This is a genomic window from Streptomyces akebiae (assembly GCF_019599145.1).
GTDB classification, from domain to species: domain Bacteria; phylum Actinomycetota; class Actinomycetes; order Streptomycetales; family Streptomycetaceae; genus Streptomyces; species Streptomyces akebiae.
The window spans coordinates 314,581-333,933 of sequence record NZ_CP080647.1 but is presented as its reverse complement, the minus strand read 5'-3'; the positions used below and the strand labels follow the sequence as shown (position 1 = coordinate 333,933).

Genomic DNA, 19,353 nt, shown 5'->3' with positions numbered 1-19,353 from the left:
GGAGCAACTGACCATGGCAAGGCAAGCAAGACGATGGAGAGCCGGCGCGGCCGGTATGGCGGTCCTCGGCCTCACCCTCACCGCCTGCGGCGGCGCGAAGGTCGGTGACAGTTCCTCGGACGCGGGCGGCTCGGGCGGCTCCGCCAAGTGCGGCACGTTCAACCTCGCGGTCAACCCGTGGGTCGGCTACGAGGCCAACGCGGCGGTCATCGCCTACGTCGCGGAGAACGACCTCGGCTGCAAGGTCACCAAGAAGGACCTGAAGGAGGAGATCGCCTGGCAGGGCTTCGGGACCGGTGAGGTGGACGCGGTCGTCGAGAACTGGGGCCACGACGACCTGAAGAAGAAGTACATCACCGACCAGAAGACCGCCGTGGACGCCGGCGCGACCGGAAACGAAGGCCTGATCGGCTGGTACGTGCCGCCGTGGCTCGCCAAGGAGCACCCGGACATCACGAACTGGGAGAACCTCAACAAGTACGCGGCGAAGTTCAAGACGTCGGAGTCCGGCGGAAAGGGTCAGCTCCTCGACGGCGACCCGTCGTTCGTCACCAACGACGAGGCCCTGGTGAAGAACCTGAACCTGGACTACAAGGTCGTGTACGCGGGCAGCGAGACCGCCCTCATCCAGACCTTCCGCAAGGCGGAGAAGAACAAGGAATGGGTGATCGGCTACTTCTACGAGCCCCAGTGGTTCATGTCCGAGGTGCCGCTGGTGAAGGTCAAGCTGCCCGACTACAAGGAGGGCTGCGACGCCGACGCCGAGAAGGTCGCCTGCGACTACCCCGTCTACACGCTGGACAAGATCGTCAGCAAGAAGTTCGCCGACTCGGGCAGCCCCGCCTATGACCTGGTGAAGAACTTCAGCTGGACCAACGACGACCAGAACATCGTGGCGAAGTACATCGCCGTGGACAAGATGACCCCCGAGGCCGCGGCGAAGAAGTGGGTCGAGGCCAACCGTCTCAAGGTGGACGCCTGGCTCAAGTAGTGCCGGCGACCGGACGCGGGAATCCGGTCGGGACATGCCCGGTGGGCGGTGCGCGAGGGATGCGCGCCGCCCACCGGGCATCGCCGTGTTCCCCCTCTTCCCCGGCCTGTTTTCCGAGGTCCCGGGGCCCTTGACACCCACCTGCGCGGAAGGCACATTGAGTTGCGCAACCTGAATCGCGTTGCGTAAACAGCAACTCGATCGGCTCGACCGGTCAACAAGGCGGAGGTGCGGCGATGGCGGGACCCCGAGTGGTCATCATCGGAGCGGGCGTCGTGGGAGCGGCTCTCGCGGACGAGATCTCCGCGCGAGGCTGGACCGAGGTGACCGTGGTCGACCAGGGCCCGCTCCCCGCCACCGGGGGCTCCTCCTCACACGCCCCGGGTCTGGTCTTCCAGACGAACTCCTCCAAGACGATGACCGAGCTGGCCCGGTACACCGTCGAGAAGTTCTGCTCCCTGGACGTGGACGGCAAGCCCTGCTTCCTCCAGGTCGGCGGCCTCGAAGTCGCCACCACCCCCGAGCGCCTGACCGAACTGCGCCGCCGCCACGGCTGGATCACCGCCTGGGGCATCGAGTCCCGCCTGCTCACCGCCGACGAGTGCGTCGAACGACACCCGCTGGTCGACCGCGACAAGGTCCTCGGCGGCCTCCTGGTCCCCACCGACGGCCTCGCCAAGGCGGTCCTCGCCGTAGAGGCGCAGATCCGCCGGGCCGCCGAGCGCGGCGTGACCTTCCTGGCCCGCCACGAGGTCCTCGACGTCCTGCGGGCCGACGGCGAGGTCACCGGCGTCCTCACCGACCAGGGCGAGCTCCCGGCCGACATCGTCGTGTGCTGCGCCGGCATCTGGGGCCCGAAGATCGCCCGCATGGTCGGCATGAACCTCCCGCTGACCCCGCTCGCCCACCAACTCGCCTGGACCGGCCCGATCCCGGCGCTCGCCGGTCAGACCGAGGAGGCGATCCGGCCGATCCTGCGCCACCAGGACGCCGACCTCTACTACCGCGACCGCTTCGACGGCATCGGCATCGGCTACTACGGCCACCGCCCGATGCCCATCACGGCCGACGAGATCCTCTCCGTGGACGAGGCCGACGACATGCCGTCGGTCCTGAAGTTCACCGAGGACGACTTCGCCGACGCCTGGACCGAGACCCAGTCGCTGCTGCCCTCCACCAAGGAGGCGAACATCGAGGAGGGCATCAACGGCCTGTTCTCCTTCACCACCGACAACTTCCCGCTGCTCGGCGAGTCCCCGGACGTCAAGGGCTTCTGGGTCGCCGAGGCGGTCTGGGTCACCCACTCCGCCGGAGTCGGCCGGGCCATGGCCGAATGGCTGGTCGACGGCTACTGCTCCTCCTTCGACCTCCACGAGTGCGACGTCAACCGCTTCGAACCGCACCAGCTCTCCCCGGAGTACGTCCTGGCCCGCGACTGCCAGAACTTCGTCGAGGTCTACGACATCCTCCACCCCCTCCAGCCCTCCGGGGACCCCCGCCCGATCCGCACCAGCCCCTTCCACGCCCGCCAGCAGGAGCACGGCGCCTTCTTCCTGGAGGCGAACGGCTGGGAGCGCCCGCAGTGGTACGAGGCCAACGCCGGCCTCGTCGAGGGCCGCTCCATCCCCACCCCGGGCGACTGGGCCGCGCGGTACTGGTCGCCCATCGTCGGCGCCGAGGCCCAGGCCACCCGCGAGACCGTCGCGATGTACGACATGACGGCCCTCAAGCGCCTGGAGGTGAGCGGCCCCGGCGCCGCCGACCTCCTGGAGCGCCTGTGCACCGGCAAGGTCGCCAAATCCGTCGGCTCGGTCACCTACACCCTCTTCCTCGACCACGACGGCGGCATCCGCAGCGACGTCACCGTCGCCCGGCTCGCCCGCGACACCTTCCAGATCGGCGCCAACGGCAACCTCGACCTCGACTGGATCACCCGCCACCTCCCGGCCGACGGCACGGTCCAGGTCCGCGACATCACCCCCGGCACCTGCTGCGTCGGCCTGTGGGGCCCGCTGGCCCGCAAGGTCCTCCAGCCCCTCACCGACGCCGACTTCTCGAACGACGGCCTGAAGTACTTCCGCGCCAAGCACGCCTACATCGGCTCGGTGCCCGTCACCGCCATGCGCCTGAGCTACGTCGGCGAACTCGGCTGGGAGCTCTACACCACCGCCGACCAGGGCCAGAAACTCTGGGACACCCTCTGGGAGGCGGCCGAGCCGCTCGGCGGCGTCATCGCCGGCCGCGGCGCCTTCAACAGCCTCCGCCTGGAGAAGGGCTACCGCTCCTTCGGCACCGACATGACCTACGAGCACGACCCCTACGAGGCCGGGGTCGGCTTCGCCGTCAAGCTCGACAAGGACGACTTCATCGGCAAGGACGCGCTGCTGCGCCGCAAGGAGAACGTCCGGCGCAAGCTGACCTGCCTCGTCATCGACGACCCCCGGTCGGTCGTCATGGGCAAGGAACCGGTCCTCGACGGCGACCGCCCCGTCGGCTACGTCACCAGCGCCGCCTACGGCTACACCATCGGCAAGGGCATCGCCTACGCCTGGCTCCCGACGGACCTCACGACACCCGGAACCGCGCTGCGCATCGGCTATTTCGACCAGCTCGTCGAGGCGGTCGTCACCGAGGAGCCCCTGTTCGACCCGACCATGTCCCGCCTCCGTGGCTGACCCCCGGCCACGACCGCAGAGGGAAGGAACACCGCCGGTGAACGCAACGCTGCTCGACGGCAAGGCGACCGCCGCCGACATCCGCCGCGAACTCACGGAGCGGGTGGCCAAGTCGACCGCAACCGGCGGCCGTCCGCCGGGCCTCGGCACCGTCCTGGTCGGCGAGGACCCCGGCAGCCGCGCCTATGTCGCCGGCAAGCACCGCGACTGCGCCCAGGTCGGCATCGCCTCCATCCGCCGCGACCTGCCCGCCGACGCCTCCCAGCAGCAGGTAGAGGACGTCATCGACGAGCTCAACGCCGACCCTGCCTGCACCGGCTACATCGTCCAGCTCCCGCTGCCCCGCCACCTCGACGCGAACGCCGTACTGGAACGCATGGACCCGGCCAAGGACGCCGACGGACTGCACCCCGTCAACCTCGGCCGGCTCACCCTCGGCGTCGACGCCCCGCTGCCCTGCACCCCGCGCGGCATCGTCGAACTCCTGCGCCGGCACGACGTACCGCTCGCCGGCGCCCGCGTCTGCGTGGTCGGCCGGGGCATCACGGTCGGCCGCCCCATCGGCCTGCTGCTCACCCGCCGCTCCGAGAACGCCACCGTCACCCTGTGCCACACCGGCACCAAGGGCCTGGCCTGGCACACCCGTGAGGCCGACATCGTCATCGCGGCGGCCGGTTCACCCGGGCTGATCACCAAGGACATGCTGCGCTCCGGCGCGGCCGTCCTGGACGTCGGCATCACCCGCACCGACCAGGGCCTGGTCGGCGACATCCACCCGGACGCCGCCCAGGTCGCCGGCTGGATCGCGCCGATGCCCGGCGGGGTGGGCCCCATGACCCGCGCGATGTTGCTGGCCAACGTCGTCGAGGCCGCCGAGAGGAACGCCACCGCCGTATGAACGCGCACGTCCCCCAGTACCCGCAGCATCCGCACCTTTCAGAAGACGGAGACGTCCGATGAGCCCCCGTACCCCCGGCGCCGACCTCCCCGAGCACCCCGACTGGCTGTGGCGTGACCCCGAGCCGAAGAAGTCGTACGACGTGGTCATCGTCGGCGGCGGCGGACACGGTCTGGCCACCGCCCACTATCTGGCCAGGAACCACGGCATCACCAATGTCGCGGTGCTGGAGAAGGGCTGGCTCGGCGGCGGCAACATGGCCCGCAACACCACGATCATCCGCTCGAACTACCTGTGGGACGAGAGCGCCGGCATCTACGAGCACGCCCTCAAGCTCTGGGAGGGACTGGAGGAGGAGCTCGACTACCCGATCCTCTTCTCCCAGCGCGGTGTGCTGAACCTCGCGCACAGCCTCCAGGACGTCCGCGACAGCGTGCGCCGCGTCGAGGCCAACCGCCTCAACGGCGTGGACGCGGAGTGGCTCGACGCCGACGGCGTCAAGGACGTCTGTCCGATCGTCAACATCTCCCAGGACGTGCGCTACCCGGTCCTGGGCGCCACCTACCAGCCGCGCGCCGGCATCGCCAAGCACGACCACGTGGCCTGGGGCCTGGCCCGCTCCGCCGACGCGGCCGGCATCGACATCATCCAGAACTGCGAGGTCACCGGCCTGGACGTGGTCGACAACCGCGTCGTCGGCGTCCGCACGACCCGGGGCCGCATCGCGGCCGGCAAGGTCGCCCTCTGCTCGGCGGGCCACACCTCGGTCCTCGCCGCCATGGCCGGCATCCGACTCCCGGTCCAGAGCCACCCGTTGCAGGCCCTGGTCTCCGAACTCCTGGAGCCGGTGCACCCCACGGTCGTGATGTCCAACGCCGTGCATGTGTACGTCAGCCAGGCGCACAAGGGCGAGCTGGTGATGGGCGCGGGCATCGACGCGTACAACTCGTACACCCAGCGCGGTGCCTTCCACATCATCGAGGAGCAGATGGCCGCGGCCCTGGAGCTCTTCCCGGTCTTCGCCCGCGCTCATGTGCTGCGCACCTGGGGCGGCATCGTCGACGTCAGCCCCGACGCATCGCCGATCATCGGGCTCAGCCCCGTCGACAACCTCTATCTCAACTGCGGCTGGGGAACGGGCGGTTTCAAGGCCACCCCGGGCGTCGGCTGGGTCTACGCCCACACCATCGCCCACGACACCCCGCACGCCCTCAACGCCCCCTTCTCGCTCGACCGTTTCACCACCGGCGCGCTCGTCGACGAGCACGGCGCGGCCGCGGTGGCCCACTAGGGAGCCCAACCATGCTGCTCATCACCTGCCCGTGGTGCGGGCCCCGCGACGAGGCCGAGTTCCACTACGGCGGCCAGGCCCACGTGGCCTACCCCGAGACCCCCTCGGCCCTCACGGACGAGGAGTGGGCCCGCTACCTCTTCTTCCGCGACAACACCAAGGGCCCCTTCGCCGAACGCTGGAGCCACGCGGCGGGCTGCCGCCGCTGGTTCAACGCGGTCCGCGACACCTCGACGAACGAGATCCTGTCGGTGTACCGCTCGGGCGAGGAACGCCCGGAAACCCCGGAACCAAGGCCGGCGATCTCGGCCACGCCTCTCGACGCCGGTCGGCATGTCTCAGCCCGTCCGGCGCTTGAGGACGAGGCCGTTCAGGCCGACGGGGGGCCCGGGGGCGCAGCCCCCGGAACGGGGTCGAAGGGGCACAGCCCCTTCAGGACGGGACGGGAAGGGGCGGCGGGGGCGGGACAACCCAGCCGTTCCGCCACCCCACCCGAGGCCGCGTCGACCGGGACACGACCCTCACGTTCACCTTCGACGGCACCGAGTACCAGGGCCACCGAGGCGACACCCTCGCCTCCGCCCTCCTTGCCAACGGCGTCGTCGAGGCGGGCACCAGCATCAAACTCGGCCGCCCCCGGGGCATCTTCTCCGCCGGCGTCGAAGAGCCCAACGCGGTCGTCCAGATCGAGGAACCCTTCCCCGAGCCGATGCTCCCCGCGACGACCGTCGAGCTGTACGACGGCCTGGTCGCGACCAGCCTCCCCGGCCAGGGACGCCTCGCCACTGAACCCGACCCCGCCCGTTACGACGCCGTGCACGCCCACTGCGACCTCCTGATCGTGGGCGCGGGCCCGGCCGGTCTCGCGGCCGCGGCGGCGGCCGCGAGAAGCGGCGCCCGTGTCATCCTCGCCGACGACCAGCCGGAACTCGGCGGCAGCCTCCTCGGCACCGCCGAACACCTCGACTGGGTGAGGGAGACCGCCGACCTGCTCGACGCCGCCCCCGAGGTCCGCGTCCTGCGCCGGACCACCGTCTTCGGCTACTACGACGACAACCACCTCCTCGCCGTCGAGCGCCGCACCAACCACCTCGGCGGCGCGGCGCCCGGACACGTCTCCCGGGAACGCGTCCACCGCATCCGCGCCCGCCGCGTCGTCCTCGCGACCGGCGCCCACGAACGCTCCCTGGCCTTCGCGGACAACGACCGCCCCGGCGTGATGCTGGCCTCCTCGGCCCGCACCCACGTCAACCGCCACGGCGCCCTGCCCGGCCGCCGCGCGGTCGTCCTCACCACCAACGACAGCGCCTACGAGGCGGCCCTGGACCTCTCCTCGGCGGGCCTGACCGTCACCGCGATCGTCGACACCCGCCCCGAACCGGGGGAGTGGGCCGAGCGCGCCACGGCCGCCGGCATCGAGGTCCTGGCCGGACACGCCGTCACCGGCACCGACGGCGGGCCCCGCCTCACCGCCGTGAGCGTCGCCCCGTACGGCGAGTCCGCCGGACAGCGGGAGTTCGCCGCCGACCTGCTGCTGGTCTCCGGCGGCTGGAACCCGGTGGCGCACCTGTTCAGCCAGTCCGGCGGCAAGCTGCGCCACGACGCGTCGCTGGGCTCCTTCGTGCCCGACACCTGCCGCCAGGCGGTCGAGGTCGTGGGCAGCGCGAGCGGTCTCCTCGACCAGGCCGCCGTCCTCGCCCAGGGCGCCGCCGCCGGTGCCCGCGCGATCGAGGCCGAGGGATACACGGCCGAGGCGCCCCGCCTCCCCGTGGTCGCCGCGCGGCCCGCCGGGACACCGCCGATGCATGTGTACGTCGTCCCGGGCGAGTCGGACGCCCCCCGGTTCGTCGACCTCCAGCGCGACGTCACGGTGGCCGACCTGGCCCGCGCGACCGGCGCCGGCCTGCGCTCGGTGGAGCACACCAAGCGGTACACCACGGCGGGCACCGCCAACGACCAGGGCAAGACCTCGGGCGTGCTGGCCGGCGGTGTCGTCGCCGAGCTGCTCGGCGTGGACGTCTCGGCTCTCGGCACGACCACCTTCCGCCCGCCGTACACACCGGTCTCCTTCGCCGCCCTCGCGGGCCGTGACCGGGGCGTGCTCAGCGATCCGGTCCGTACGACCGCCCTCCACGAGTGGCACGTCGGGCACGGCGCGCTGTTCGAGAACGTCGGTCAGTGGAAGCGACCCTGGTACTACCCGCGGGACGGCGAGGACATGGAGACCGCCGTGCTCCGCGAGTGCGCGGCCACCCGCGAGGGCGTGGGCTTCATGGACGCCTCCACCCTCGGCAAGATCGACGTCCAGGGCCCGGACGCCGGTGTCTTCCTCGACCTGCTCTACACCAACATGATGAGCACCCTGAAGGTCGGCATGATCCGCTACGGCGTCATGTGCCGCCCGGACGGCATGGTCTTCGACGACGGCACGGTCATCCGGGTCGCCCAGGACCGCTACCTGGTCACCACGACGACCGGCAACGCCGCCACCGTGCTCGACTGGATGGAGGAGTGGCTCCAGACGGAGTGGCCCGAGCTGAAGGTCCACTGCACGTCGGTGACCGAGCAGTGGGCCACGGTCGCGCTGGTCGGGCCGAAGTCCCGCGAGGTCCTCGGCTCCCTCGCCCCGCGACTGGCCGTGTCGAACGAGGACTTCCCGTTCATGGCCTGGCGCGAGACGGCCGTCGCGGGCATCGAGGCCCGGGTCTGCCGCATCAGCTTCTCCGGTGAACTCGCCTACGAGATCAACGTGTCGCCGTGGGAGGCCCTGGCCCTCTGGGAGGCGCTGTACGAGGCCGGCGCACCGTACGGCATCACCCCGTACGGCACCGAGACCATGCACGTCCTGCGTGCCGAGAAGGGCTACCCGATCATCGGCCAGGACACCGACGGCACCGTCACCCCGCAGGACCTCGGGATGAGCTGGGTGGTCTCGAAGAAGAAGCCGGACTTCATCGGCAAGCGGTCCCACGCCCGCGCGGACACCGCCCGCCCCGACCGCAAGCACCTGGTAGGCCTCCTCCCCGAGGACCCGGGCGCCTTCCTCCCCGAGGGCACCCACCTGGTCGCCGACAGCGTGCTGCCGGCCCCGCCCGTGCCGATGCTCGGCCACGTCACCTCCAGCTACCGCAGTGCCGCCCTCGGCCGGACCTTCGCGCTCGCCCTGGTCAAGGGCGGCAGGGACCGCGTCGGCGAGCGGCTGTACGCCCCCGTGGGCGACCGACTGGTCCCCGTGACCGTCGCGAGCCCCGTTCTCTACGACCCCGAGGGAGCCCGCCGCGATGGCTGACACCGCCCCGACCTCCCGGCCCCGCAGCCCCCTGTCCGGGGCCGCCGACCGGCTGGCCGCCGCCACCCGCACCTCCGGGGGCAGGATCCGCCTGGCCGAACTCCCCTTCCTCACCCAGCTCGACGTACGTCTCGACGCCAAGGGGGCGGCGGCGGACGCCGTCGGCCTCGCGCTGGGCCTGCCGCTACCGCTGGAGCCCAACACCGTCGCCCGCGCGGGGGAGCTGACCGCGCTGTGGCTCGGCCCCGACGAGTGGCTGCTCGTGGGGCCGCCGGGCGGCGGGCGCGAGCTGGAGAGCCGGATCAGGGAAGCCGCCGGAGAGGAGCCGGTCTCCGTGACCGACGTCTCCGCACAGCGCACCACGGTCCTCATCACCGGCCCGCGCGCCCGCGACCTGCTGGCCCACGGCTGCCCGCTGGACCTGCACCCGCGCGCCTTCGGTGCCGGGCGCTGCGCCCAGACCACCCTGGCCCGCACCCAGGCCGTCCTGGTCGCACGGGAGGAGCCCGGCGCCGGTTTCTGGGTCCTGGTCCGTTCGTCGTTCGCCGGCTATCTGGCGGACTGGCTGCTCGACGCGGCGACGGAGTACGTCTGAGGCATGCGAGCCCCTGTCAGCGGGCCGAGAGTCGGACACCGGTGACGGTCACGGCCCCGCCCCCACGCCGTCGTCGCCCCCGGGCACGCCGGACCGCACCCGCACCCGCACCCGCACGGACTGCCGGGCCCGGGCGCACGCTGGTCATGGGCGTCGTGAACGTCACGCCGGACTCGTTCTCCGAGGGCGGGCCGTCATGCGCCACCGAAGCAGCCGGGGCACGTGGCGGCGCCCTGCTGGGGCAGGGCGCCGCCATCGTGGACGTGGGCGGCGAGTCGACCCTCCCCCAGACTTCGTCCCGGGGGATCCCACTCGCTTCGCCCGGCGCGGTCGTCGGTGTCGACACCGGGTGGGCCGAGGTCGCCGCCCGTGCGCTGGAGGCGGGCGCACGGCTGGTCAACGGCGATGTGGTCGACGACGTGCTCCGGGAGCTGCGGCCGAGGAGCGACGCGGCCCCGGAGGCGGGCGTCCCACCCGGTTCGCTGACCGTCGACCCAGGGCTGAGCTCCGCCGAAGTCGCCTCGACGCTGGACGCGGTCCGGGTGACGGCCCGTCGGGGCGCCGAAGCGGCGGTGGCGGCGTGGCGGCCGCTGGGCGGGGCGCCGTCCGTGGCGGTCAGCCCAGATAGCCCATCCTGCGGCTGATCTCCTCGGCGCCCCGCGTCAGTACGGGCACGAGTTCCCGGATGCGTTCCTCGGTGAAGCGGTAGGCCGGGCCGGAGGCGCTGAGCGCGGCGACGACCTGGCCCTCGCGGGAGCGGATCGGGGCCGCCATGGCGTGCAGTCCGATCTCCAGCTCCTCCAGCGTCACCGCGTACCCGAGCTCGCGCGCCGTGGTGAGGTCCTGCTCCAGCTTCGCCCTGGTCGTCAGCGTGTGCGGCGTCAGCTTGCGCAGCCCGGACGCCTCCAGCACCTCGGCCCGCTGTCGCTCCGGGAGGTGGGCCAGCAGGATCTTGCCGCTGGACGTGGCGTGCACGGGGGTGAGCTGGCCGACCCAGTTGTGGGTGCCGACCGCGCCCGGGCCGCGCACCTGGTGGAGATTGACCGCGTAGTGCTCCTGGAGCACGGCGATGTTGACGGTCTCGCCGATCTCCTCGCTGAGCCGCTCGCACACCTGCCGGCCCTGCTGCGTGATGTCGAGCCGGCCCGTGACGGCGCCGGCGAGCCGCACGATGCCGAAGCCGAGCCGGTACTTGCCCCGCTCGGCCGTCTGCTCGACCAGTCCGCGTGCCTCCAGCGCCCCGAGGAGCCGGAAGGCGGTCGACTTGTGGACGTCGATCTCGGCGGCGACCTCACTGACACCGGCCTCGCCGCGCTGGGCGAGGATCTCCAGGACGCTGACGGCGCGGTCGACGGACTGCACACCGTTCACCGCGGCACCCGCTGTTGCGCCCTCTGCCGAGTAGTTGCTCATAGTGCAACTATACGCAGCCGCTCCCGATGGCTCCGAGGTGCTCGCCGAGTGCGGTGACCATGGCCGGACCCAGTCGCCCGCATGCTCGCACGGACCCTCCCGTCCAGGGAAGGGGGAGGCGTCGAGGGGGAGCGGGCAAGTCGGCGTGGTCAACCTCTTGACAGTGGGTGTCCACGAGGAGACAGTTTGGTCGTCGTTGCTCATGACGAACATCGTTGCGTCATATGAAACGCGGCGATCGGCGGCCCGGCCACGGTCCCCGTCCGGGCGGGCAGGCCCGGTGAAGCTCCTCCCCCTCCCCCTTCCCCCTCTTCCTCGACGAGGAGATCGACCGTGACACACGAGGTACGCGCCGTCGTCGCCCGAAAGAAGGGCGCCCCGGTCTCGGTGGAGACCGTCCTGGTGCCGGACCCCGGCCCCGGTGAGGCGCTGGTCCGGGTGCAGGCCTGCGGCGTCTGCCACACCGACCTGCACTACCGGGAGGGCGGGATCAACGACGAGTTCCCGTTCCTGCTCGGCCACGAGGCGGCGGGCGTGGTGGAGTCGGTCGGCGAGGGAGTCACCGACGTCGCCCCCGGCGACTTCGTCATCCTCAACTGGCGCGCCGTCTGCGGCGCCTGCCGGGCCTGCCGCAGAGGCACACCCTGGTACTGCTTCGCCACCCACAACGCCACCCAGCCGATGACCCTGGCCGACGCCACCCCGCTCGCCCCGGCCCTCGGAATCGGCGCCTTCGCAGAGAAGACCCTGGTCGCCGCGGGACAGTGCACCAAGGTGGACTCCATGGCCTCCCCGGCCGTAGCCGGACTCCTCGGCTGCGGAGTGATGGCCGGTTTCGGCGCCGCGGTCCACACCGGTGGTGTGGGACGCGGGGACTCCATCGCGGTGATCGGCTGCGGCGGCGTGGGCATGGCCGCGATCGCGGGTGCCAAGGTCGCCGGAGCCGGCCGCATCATCGCCGTCGACGTCGACGAGCGGAAGCTGACGTGGGCCGAGCGGTTCGGTGCCACCGACACCGTCGACTCCTCCAGGACCGACGCCGTCGAGGCGATCCGCGAGCTCACCGGCGGCTTCGGTGCCGACGTGGTCGTCGACGCGGTCGGCCGCCCGGAGACCTTCAAGCAGGCCTTCTACGCCCGCGACCTGGCCGGTACCGCCGTCCTGGTCGGTGTCCCCACCCCTGAGCTGACGCTGGAACTGCCGCTGCTGGACGTCTTCGGACGGGGCGGCGCGCTGAAGTCCTCCTGGTACGGCGACTGCCTGCCCTCCCGCGACTTCCCCGCCCTGATCGACCTCTACCTCCAGGGCCGCTTCGACCTGGGGGAGTTCGTCACCGAGACCATCGGCCTGGACGACGTCGAGGCCGCGTTCGCCAAGATGCACCACGGCGACGTCCTGCGTTCGGTGGTGGTCCTGTGACCGCCCGCGTCGAGCGCCTCGTCACCTCCGGCACCTTCGAACTGGACGGCGGCACCTGGGAGGTCGACAACAACGTCTGGCTGATCGGCGACGACGAGGAGGTCCTCGTCGTCGACGCCGCGCACGACGCGGACGCCATCGCGGCCGCCGTGGGCGACCGCCGTCTGGTCGCCGTCGTGTGCACCCACGCCCACAACGACCACGTCAACGCAGCCCCGGACCTGGCCGCCCGCCACGGCGCGCCCATCATGCTCCACCCCGCCGACACCGTCCTGTGGAAGATGGCGCACGGCGAAGAGGCGCCCGACGTCCGCCCGCTGGCCGCGGGCGAGACCCTGACCGTCGCCGGCGTCGAGCTGACGGTGCTGCACACCCCCGGCCACTCGCCCGGCGCGGTCTGCCTCCACGCACCCGAGCTGAACGCCCTGTTCTCCGGCGACACGCTCTTCCAGGGCGGTCCGGGGGCCACCGGCCGCTCCTTCTCGGACTTCGGCACCATCATCGCCTCCATCCGGGACCGGCTGCTGACGCTCCCCGCCGCCACCACCGTCCACACCGGTCACGGCGACACCACCACGATCGGGGCCGAGGCGCCCCACCTCGACGAGTGGATCACCCGCGGCCACTGACCCGCCCGCCATCGCTTCCCGATCCTCCCGAAGGTGACTCGATGACCCTCACGAATCTGCCGCCCAGCCTGATCCCCACGCTGTCGGGCGAGTACTACACGGACCCCGGAGTCTTCGCCCAGGAGCAGGAGCGGGTCTTCGAGGCCATGTGGTTCTGTGTCGCGCGCGCCTCCGAGCTGGCGAAGCCCGGTGCCTTCCGCACCTACCAGGTCGGACGCGAGAGCGTCCTCGTCTCCCGATCCCGGGACGGCTCGGTCAAGGCCTTCCTCAACATCTGCCGGCACCGCGGGGCCAGGCTCTGCACCGAGGAGTCCGGCGAGGTCAAGCGGGCCTTCCAGTGCCCCTACCACGCCTGGACGTACGGCCTGGACGGCAAGCTCGTCGCCGCGCCGAACCTGACCTCGATGCCGGACATCGACCGCACCGCGTACGGCCTGGTCAACGTCCATGTGCGGGAGTGGCTCGGCTATGTGTGGGTGTGCCTGGCCGACGAGCCGCCGTCCTTCGAGGCCGACGTGCTGGGCGCGGTCGTCGAGCGGCTCGGCGACCTGGAGTCGATCGAGCGCTACGACATCGGCAACCTCTCGGTGGGCCGCCGGATCACGTACGACGTGCAGGCGAACTGGAAGCTCATCATCGAGAACTTCATGGAGTGCTACCACTGTGCCACGATCCATCCCGAACTGACCGAGGTGCTGCCGGAGTTCGCGGACGGGTACGCCGCCCAGTACTACGTGGGCCATGGCGCGGAGTTCGGTGAGGAGGTGCGGGGGTTCACCGTGGACGGTTCCGAGGGTCTGGACCGTATTCCCGGTGTCGCCGAGGACCAGGACCGCCGCTACTACGCGATCACCGTCCGGCCGCAGGTCTTCATCAACCTCGTACCCGACCACGTGATCTTCCACCGGATGTACCCGATGGCGGCCGACCGCACGATCGTCGAGTGCGACTGGCTGTATCTGCCGCACGTCGTCGAGAGCGGCAAGGACGTGGAGCGTTCGGTGGAGCTCTTCCACCGGGTCAACCAGCAGGACTTCGACGCCTGCGAGCGCACCCAGCCGGCGATGAGCTCGAAGGCGTACGCCAAGGGCGGTGTGCTGGTGCCCAGCGAGCACCACATCGGCGAGTTCCACACCTGGCTCCAGAAGAAGCTCGACGTCGGACCCGCGCACTGACCTCGCTCGGTCCCGCCCCCTTGACACCCCGGAATTCCACCGAAACCATGTTGCGCATAACGCCCGTCGTTGTGTCATGTGAGACAGGCTCATGTGAGACAGCCTCTCGTCTGGAGCCCGCCATGAGGAGCATCACCGTCGTCGGAGCGTCGCTGGCGGGCCTGAGCACGGTCCGCGCGCTGCGCGCGGAGGGCTACGACGGCGAGATCGTCGTCGTGGGGGAGGAGCGCCACGCTCCCTACGACCGTCCGCCGCTGTCCAAGGACTTCCTCAAGGGAGAACTCGACGCCGACGCCCTCGCCCTCGGCGACCCCGACGAGTACGAGGACCTGGATGTGCACTGGCTGCTCGGCGAACGGGCGGTGCGCCTCGACCCCGCCGCCCGGACCGTCACGCTGACCGGTGGCCGCCAGGTGCGCACCCACGGCGTGGTCGTCGCCACCGGCGCGAGCCCGCGCACCCTGCCCGGCTCCGACGGGCTGGCCGGCGTGCACACCCTGCGCACCCTGGACGACGCCCTGGCCCTGCGGACCGAGTTGCTGACGGGCCTGCCCCGGCTCGTCGTCATCGGAGCCGGCTTCATCGGCGCCGAGGTGGCCTCCACCGCCCACCGGCTCGGAGCGCACGTCACCGTCGTCGAGGCGGCCGACGTACCGCTGGAGCGCCAACTGGGCCGCGAGATGGGCCTGGTCTGCTCCTCCCTGCACACCGATCACGGCGTGGACCTGCTGTGCGGCACCGGCGTCGCCGAACTCCTCGGCGGGGACCGGGTCACCGGTGTACGGCTGGCGGACGGACGGGTGCTGCCCGCCGACATCGTCGTGGTCGGCGTGGGTGTGCGGCCCAACACCGACTGGCTGGCCGGCTCGGGAGTGCTGGTGGACGACGGTGTGGTGTGCGACACCGGCTGCGCGACCACCGTCCCCGGCGTCGTCGCCGTCGGCGATGTGGCCCGCTGCCCCCACCCGTTCACCGGACGGCACGCCCGCGTCGAGCACTGGACCAACGCCACCGAGCAGGCGAAGACCGCCGCCCGCACCCTGCTGACCGGCGTGTCCGCGCCCGCCCCGCTCACCGCCCCGTACTTCTGGTCCGACCAGTACCGCACGCGGATCCAGTTCGCCGGGTACGTCGCCCCGGGCGCCGAGCCCGAGGTCGTCGAGGGCGACCTGGACAGCCGTACCTTCACGGCCGTCTACCGGTACGAGGGCGATCCGGTGGCCGTGCTCTCCCTGAACCAGCCGAAGTTCTTCAACCGGCTCCGCCGCACGCTCGTCCCCGTCCCCGTCCCCGTCGCCGTCGCCGTGTCCTGAGCGTTCCGCACGTGAGCGTCGTCTCGTGAGTGTCCCGTCCCCCTCTCCTCCCTCCGGAACCCGCACAGGAGACCTCTGATGACCCTGTTCAACCAGTCCCTGCACGACCTCGACCCCGAGGTCGCCGCCGCCGTCGACGCCGAGCTGCACCGTCAGCAGTCCACCCTGGAGATGATCGCCTCGGAGAACTTCGCTCCGGTGGCGGTCATGGAGGCCCAGGGCTCGGTGCTGACCAACAAGTACGCCGAGGGCTACCCGGGCCGCCGCTACTACGGCGGCTGCGAGCACGTCGACGTCGCCGAGCAGATCGCCATCGAGCGGGTCAAGGACCTCTTCGGTGCCGAGTACGCCAACGTCCAGCCGCACTCCGGGGCCTCCGCCAACCAGGCCGCGCTGTTCGCGCTGGCCTCCCCGGCGACACCATCCTCGGCCTGGACCTCGCGCACGGCGGCCACCTCACCCACGGGATGCGGCTGAACTTCTCCGGCAAGCAGTTCAACGTGGTCGCCTACCACGTGGACGACGCCGGACTCGTCGACATGGCCGAGGTCGAGCGGCTCGCCAAGGAGCACCGCCCGAAGGTGATCATCGCGGGCTGGTCGGCGTACCCCCGTCAGCTGGACTTCGCCGCCTTCCGCCGGATCGCCGACGAGGTCGGGGCGTACCTGTGGGTGGACATGGCGCACTTCGCGGGCCTGGTCGCGGCCGGACTGCACCCCAACCCGGTCGAGTACGCGGACGTGGTCACCTCCACGACGCACAAGACGCTCGGCGGACCGCGCGGCGGCATCATCCTCGCCAGGAAGGACTTCGCGAAGAAGCTCAACTCCTCCGTCTTCCCCGGCTTCCAGGGCGGCCCGCTGGAGCACGTCATCGCGGCGAAGGCGGTGTCCTTCAAGGTCGCGGCGAGCGAGGAGTTCAAGGAGCGCCAGCGCCGTACGGTCGAGGGCGCGCGGATCCTCGCCGAGCGCCTGACGGCCGCCGACGCCCGCGCGGCCGGCGTCGACGTGCTGTCCGGCGGCACGGACGTGCACCTGATCCTGGTCGACCTGCGCGCCTCCGAGCTGGACGGGCAGCAGGCCGAGGACCGCCTCCACGAGGTCGGCATCACGGTCAACCGCAACGCCGTCCCCAACGACCCCCGCCCGCCCATGGTCACCTCCGGCCTGCGCATCGGCACACCGGCTCTGGCGACGCGCGGCTTCACGGCCGAGGACTTCACCGAGGTCGCCGACGTCATCGCCGAGGCGCTGAAGCCCGCCTACGACGCGGAGGCGCTGAAGACCCGGGTCAAGGCACTCGCCGACAAGCACCCGCTGTACCCGGGGCTGTGACCGACAACCTCCCGCAGAGGGCGTGCCGTCACCGAACGGCACGTCCCCTCCAACTCCACGGAGTGTGGCGTGGCAATCAGCGTCTTCGACCTGTTCTCCATAGGCATCGGCCCGTCCAGCTCGCACACCGTGGGCCCGATGCGCGCCGCCGGGATGTTCGTCAGGCGACTGAAGCAGGACGGAGCGCTGGCCCAGACCGCCGCCGTACGGGCGGAGTTGTTCGGTTCCCTCGGTGCCACCGGCCACGGCCACGGCACCCCCAAGGCGGTCCTGCTCGGCCTGGAGGGCTACGAGCCGCACACGGTCGACGTCGTCCGGGCCGACCTGGACGTCGAGCGGATCCGCGCCACCGGGCGCATCCGTCTCCTCGGCGCCGAGATCGGCCCCGCCCACGAGGTCGGCTTCGACACCTCGACCGACCTGGTCCTGCACCGCAGGCGGTCACTGCCGTACCACGCCAACGGCATGATCCTCTTCGCGTACGACGCCGACGGCGTGCCGCTGCTGGAGAAGACGTACTACTCCGTCGGCGGCGGCTTCGTGGTCGACGAGGAAGCGGCCGGCGCGGACCGGATCAAGCTCGACGACACCGTGCTGCCCCACCCGTTCGGCACCGGTGACGAACTGCTGCGGCTCACCCGGGAGACCGGCCTGTCGATCTCCGCGTTGATGCTGGAGAACGAGAAGGCCTGGCGCACCGAGGAGGAGATTCGCGCGGGCCTGCTGGAGATCTGGCACGTCATGGAGGCCTGTATCGCACGCGGTCTCGGCCGCGAGGGCATCCTCCCCGGCGGTCTGAAGGTCCGTCGGCGGGCGGCCGCGGCCGCGCGCGCCCTGCGCAGCGAGGGCGACCCGTTGGCCCGCGCCATGGAGTGGATCACGCTCTACGCGATGGCCGTGAACGAGGAGAACGCCGCCGGCGGCCGGGTCGTCACCGCGCCGACGAACGGCGCGGCCGGCATCATCCCCGCCGTCCTCCACTACTTCCTGGAGTTCGTGCCGGGCGCCGACGACGACGGCATCGTCCGCTTCCTGCTCGCCGCCGGGGCCATCGGCCTCCTCTTCAAGGAGAACGCCTCCATCTCCGGCGCCGAGGTCGGCTGCCAGGGCGAGGTCGGCTCCGCCTGCTCCATGGCCGCCGGCGGACTCGCCGAAGTCCTCGGCGGCAGCCCCGAACAGGTCGAGAACGCCGCCGAGATCGGCATGGAACACAACCTCGGCCTCACCTGCGACCCCGTGGGCGGCCTCGTCCAGATCCCCTGCATCGAACGCAACGGCATGGCCGCGGTGAAGGCCGTCACCGCCGCCCGTATGGCGATGCGCGGCGACGGCCGCCACCACGTCTCCCTCGACAAGGTCATCAAGACCATGAAGGAGACCGGCGCAGACATGAAGGTCAAGTACAAGGAGACCGCCCGCGGCGGCCTCGCCGTCAACGTCATCGAGTGCTGAGCGCCGCGGGGCAGCGGCCGGTGCCCCGACGGCGGAACGGGGAGCGAGGCCATGGGACGGGTCACCGAACGACGGCGCGTGCTGCGGATCCGGGACGGGGAACCGAGCACCCGCCCCGACACACTGGTCGCCGAAGAACCGATGGAGATCCGCCTCGACGGCAGACCCCTGGCCATCACCATGCGCACACCCGGCGACGACTACGCCCTCGCCGCCGGGTTCCTGGTGAGCGAGGGCGTCGTGAGCCGCGCCTGGGACGTGGCCGCCGTCGTGTACTGCGCGGGCGCCACCCAGGACGGCCGGAACACCTACAACGTCGTCGACGTCCGTCTCGCCCCCGGCGTGCCGCCGCCCGACATCACGCTGGAGCGCAACGTGTACACCACGTCGTCGTGCGGCCTGTGCGGGAAGGCCGGTCTCGACGCGGTACGGACGACGGCGGCCTGGCCCCTCGCCGACACGCCCCCGGTCCGGGTCACCCCCGACCTGCCGGCCCTCCTTCCCGACCGACTGCGGGCCGCGCAACGGGTGTTCGACCGGACCGGCGGGCTGCACGCCGCCGGGCTGTTCTCACCCTCCGGACGGGCGTCCTTCGAACTCGCCCGGAAGGCCGTCATGGCCGGCATCCCCGTCCTGGCGTCCGTGTCCGCTCCGTCCTCCCTCGCGGTGGACCTGGCCGCGGAGACCGGACTCACCCTCGTCGGATTCCTGCGCGGCGGCTCCATGAACGTGTACGCGGGCGAGCGCCGCCTCGACCTGCGGGCCGGGGCGGGAGCCGGCACATGACGGGCCGCGACCGACGGTCTCCGGACACCGCCGTTGCCCGCCGGCGCCCGCCACGGTTTCTGCGGTGTCCGGCATGCGGTCCTCATGCCGGTC

General features: G+C 71.5%; 13 protein-coding genes and 2 pseudogenes. 14 read left to right on the top strand and 1 reads right to left on the bottom strand.

The window, feature by feature from the left end:
* The first annotated feature begins 13 nt into the window (after positions 1-13).
* From K1J60_RS01505 to K1J60_RS01475, 7 genes and pseudogenes are all read left to right on the top strand, one after another.
* Positions 14-991: an ABC transporter substrate-binding protein gene (locus K1J60_RS01505; protein ID WP_220644536.1), complete on the top strand. Its 978-nt coding sequence runs from the start codon at positions 14-16 to the stop codon at positions 989-991.
* 236 nt (positions 992-1,227) lie between these two features.
* Positions 1,228-3,666: a GcvT family protein gene (locus K1J60_RS01500; protein ID WP_220644535.1), complete on the top strand. Its 2,439-nt coding sequence runs from the start codon at positions 1,228-1,230 to the stop codon at positions 3,664-3,666.
* Between the two features lie 37 nt (positions 3,667-3,703).
* Positions 3,704-4,564 carry a bifunctional methylenetetrahydrofolate dehydrogenase/methenyltetrahydrofolate cyclohydrolase gene (locus K1J60_RS01495; RefSeq protein WP_220644534.1) on the top strand — a complete coding sequence of 287 codons (861 nt, stop codon included), beginning with the start codon at positions 3,704-3,706 and terminating at the stop codon, positions 4,562-4,564.
* A gap of 58 nt (positions 4,565-4,622) precedes the next feature.
* On the top strand, positions 4,623-5,855 hold the full coding sequence (locus tag K1J60_RS01490) for a sarcosine oxidase subunit beta family protein (RefSeq protein ID WP_220644533.1): 1,233 nt from the start codon (positions 4,623-4,625) through the stop codon (positions 5,853-5,855).
* Positions 5,856-5,866: 11 nt separating this feature from the next.
* Positions 5,867-9,144: pseudogene (locus tag K1J60_RS01485) on the top strand (sarcosine oxidase subunit delta family protein).
* Positions 9,137-9,739 (top strand): sarcosine oxidase subunit gamma, encoded by a 603-nt coding sequence (locus K1J60_RS01480; protein WP_220644532.1) that lies wholly within the window; start codon positions 9,137-9,139, stop codon positions 9,737-9,739. The pseudogene K1J60_RS01485 and the gene K1J60_RS01480 overlap by 8 nt, the downstream one beginning before the upstream one ends.
* Positions 9,740-9,885: 146 nt before the next feature.
* Complete coding sequence (locus tag K1J60_RS01475; protein WP_220644531.1) at positions 9,886-10,383, top strand: dihydropteroate synthase; 498 nt, start codon at positions 9,886-9,888, stop codon at positions 10,381-10,383.
* Here the strand turns inward: K1J60_RS01475 and K1J60_RS01470 are convergent.
* Positions 10,355-11,152: an IclR family transcriptional regulator gene (locus K1J60_RS01470; protein WP_220644530.1), complete on the bottom strand. Its 798-nt coding sequence runs from the start codon at positions 11,150-11,152 to the stop codon at positions 10,355-10,357. The two genes, K1J60_RS01475 and K1J60_RS01470, sit on opposite strands and share 29 nt — an antisense overlap.
* 333 nt (positions 11,153-11,485) lie before the next feature.
* Between K1J60_RS01470 and K1J60_RS01465 the strand changes: the two genes are divergently transcribed.
* From K1J60_RS01465 to K1J60_RS01435, 7 genes and pseudogenes are all read left to right on the top strand, one after another.
* Positions 11,486-12,571 (top strand): S-(hydroxymethyl)mycothiol dehydrogenase, encoded by a 1,086-nt coding sequence (locus K1J60_RS01465; RefSeq protein ID WP_220644529.1) that lies wholly within the window; start codon positions 11,486-11,488, stop codon positions 12,569-12,571.
* Positions 12,568-13,200, top strand: coding sequence for an MBL fold metallo-hydrolase (locus K1J60_RS01460; RefSeq protein ID WP_220644528.1), 633 nt, complete (start codon positions 12,568-12,570; stop codon positions 13,198-13,200). The genes K1J60_RS01465 and K1J60_RS01460 overlap by 4 nt, the downstream gene beginning before the upstream one ends.
* A gap of 41 nt (positions 13,201-13,241) precedes the next feature.
* Entirely contained in the window at positions 13,242-14,375 is a 1,134-nt protein-coding gene (locus K1J60_RS01455; RefSeq protein WP_220644527.1) for an aromatic ring-hydroxylating oxygenase subunit alpha, read from the top strand.
* 122 nt (positions 14,376-14,497) lie between these two features.
* Positions 14,498-15,688 carry an NAD(P)/FAD-dependent oxidoreductase gene (locus tag K1J60_RS01450; RefSeq protein ID WP_220644526.1) on the top strand — a complete coding sequence of 397 codons (1,191 nt, stop codon included), beginning with the start codon at positions 14,498-14,500 and terminating at the stop codon, positions 15,686-15,688.
* A 78-nt stretch (positions 15,689-15,766) separates the two neighbouring features.
* Positions 15,767-17,022 (top strand): annotated as a pseudogene (gene glyA / locus K1J60_RS01445) (serine hydroxymethyltransferase).
* Positions 17,023-17,091: 69 nt separating this feature from the next.
* The gene (locus K1J60_RS01440) at positions 17,092-18,474 is read left to right on the top strand and encodes an L-serine ammonia-lyase (protein ID WP_220644525.1); all 1,383 of its coding nucleotides are present in this window, start codon (positions 17,092-17,094) and stop codon (positions 18,472-18,474) included.
* A gap of 51 nt (positions 18,475-18,525) precedes the next feature.
* Positions 18,526-19,260: a formate dehydrogenase accessory sulfurtransferase FdhD gene (locus tag K1J60_RS01435; protein ID WP_220644524.1), complete on the top strand. Its 735-nt coding sequence runs from the start codon at positions 18,526-18,528 to the stop codon at positions 19,258-19,260.
* The last annotated feature ends 93 nt before the right edge of the window (positions 19,261-19,353 follow it).

Excerpts from the sequence above, each read along its gene's own strand:
- K1J60_RS01505 (WP_220644536.1), top strand. The coding sequence starts at position 14 with ATGGCAAGGCAAGCAAGACGATGGAGAGCCGGCGCGGCCGGTATGGCG.
- K1J60_RS01500 (WP_220644535.1), top strand. The coding sequence starts at position 1,228 with ATGGCGGGACCCCGAGTGGTCATCATCGGAGCGGGCGTCGTGGGAGCG.
- K1J60_RS01490 (WP_220644533.1), top strand. The coding sequence starts at position 4,623 with ATGAGCCCCCGTACCCCCGGCGCCGACCTCCCCGAGCACCCCGACTGG.
- K1J60_RS01480 (WP_220644532.1), top strand. The coding sequence starts at position 9,137 with ATGGCTGACACCGCCCCGACCTCCCGGCCCCGCAGCCCCCTGTCCGGG.
- K1J60_RS01475 (WP_220644531.1), top strand. The coding sequence starts at position 9,886 with ATGGGCGTCGTGAACGTCACGCCGGACTCGTTCTCCGAGGGCGGGCCG.
- K1J60_RS01470 (WP_220644530.1), bottom strand. The coding sequence starts at position 11,152 with ATGAGCAACTACTCGGCAGAGGGCGCAACAGCGGGTGCCGCGGTGAAC.
- K1J60_RS01455 (WP_220644527.1), top strand. The coding sequence starts at position 13,242 with ATGACCCTCACGAATCTGCCGCCCAGCCTGATCCCCACGCTGTCGGGC.
- K1J60_RS01450 (WP_220644526.1), top strand. The coding sequence starts at position 14,498 with ATGAGGAGCATCACCGTCGTCGGAGCGTCGCTGGCGGGCCTGAGCACG.
- K1J60_RS01435 (WP_220644524.1), top strand. The coding sequence starts at position 18,526 with ATGGGACGGGTCACCGAACGACGGCGCGTGCTGCGGATCCGGGACGGG.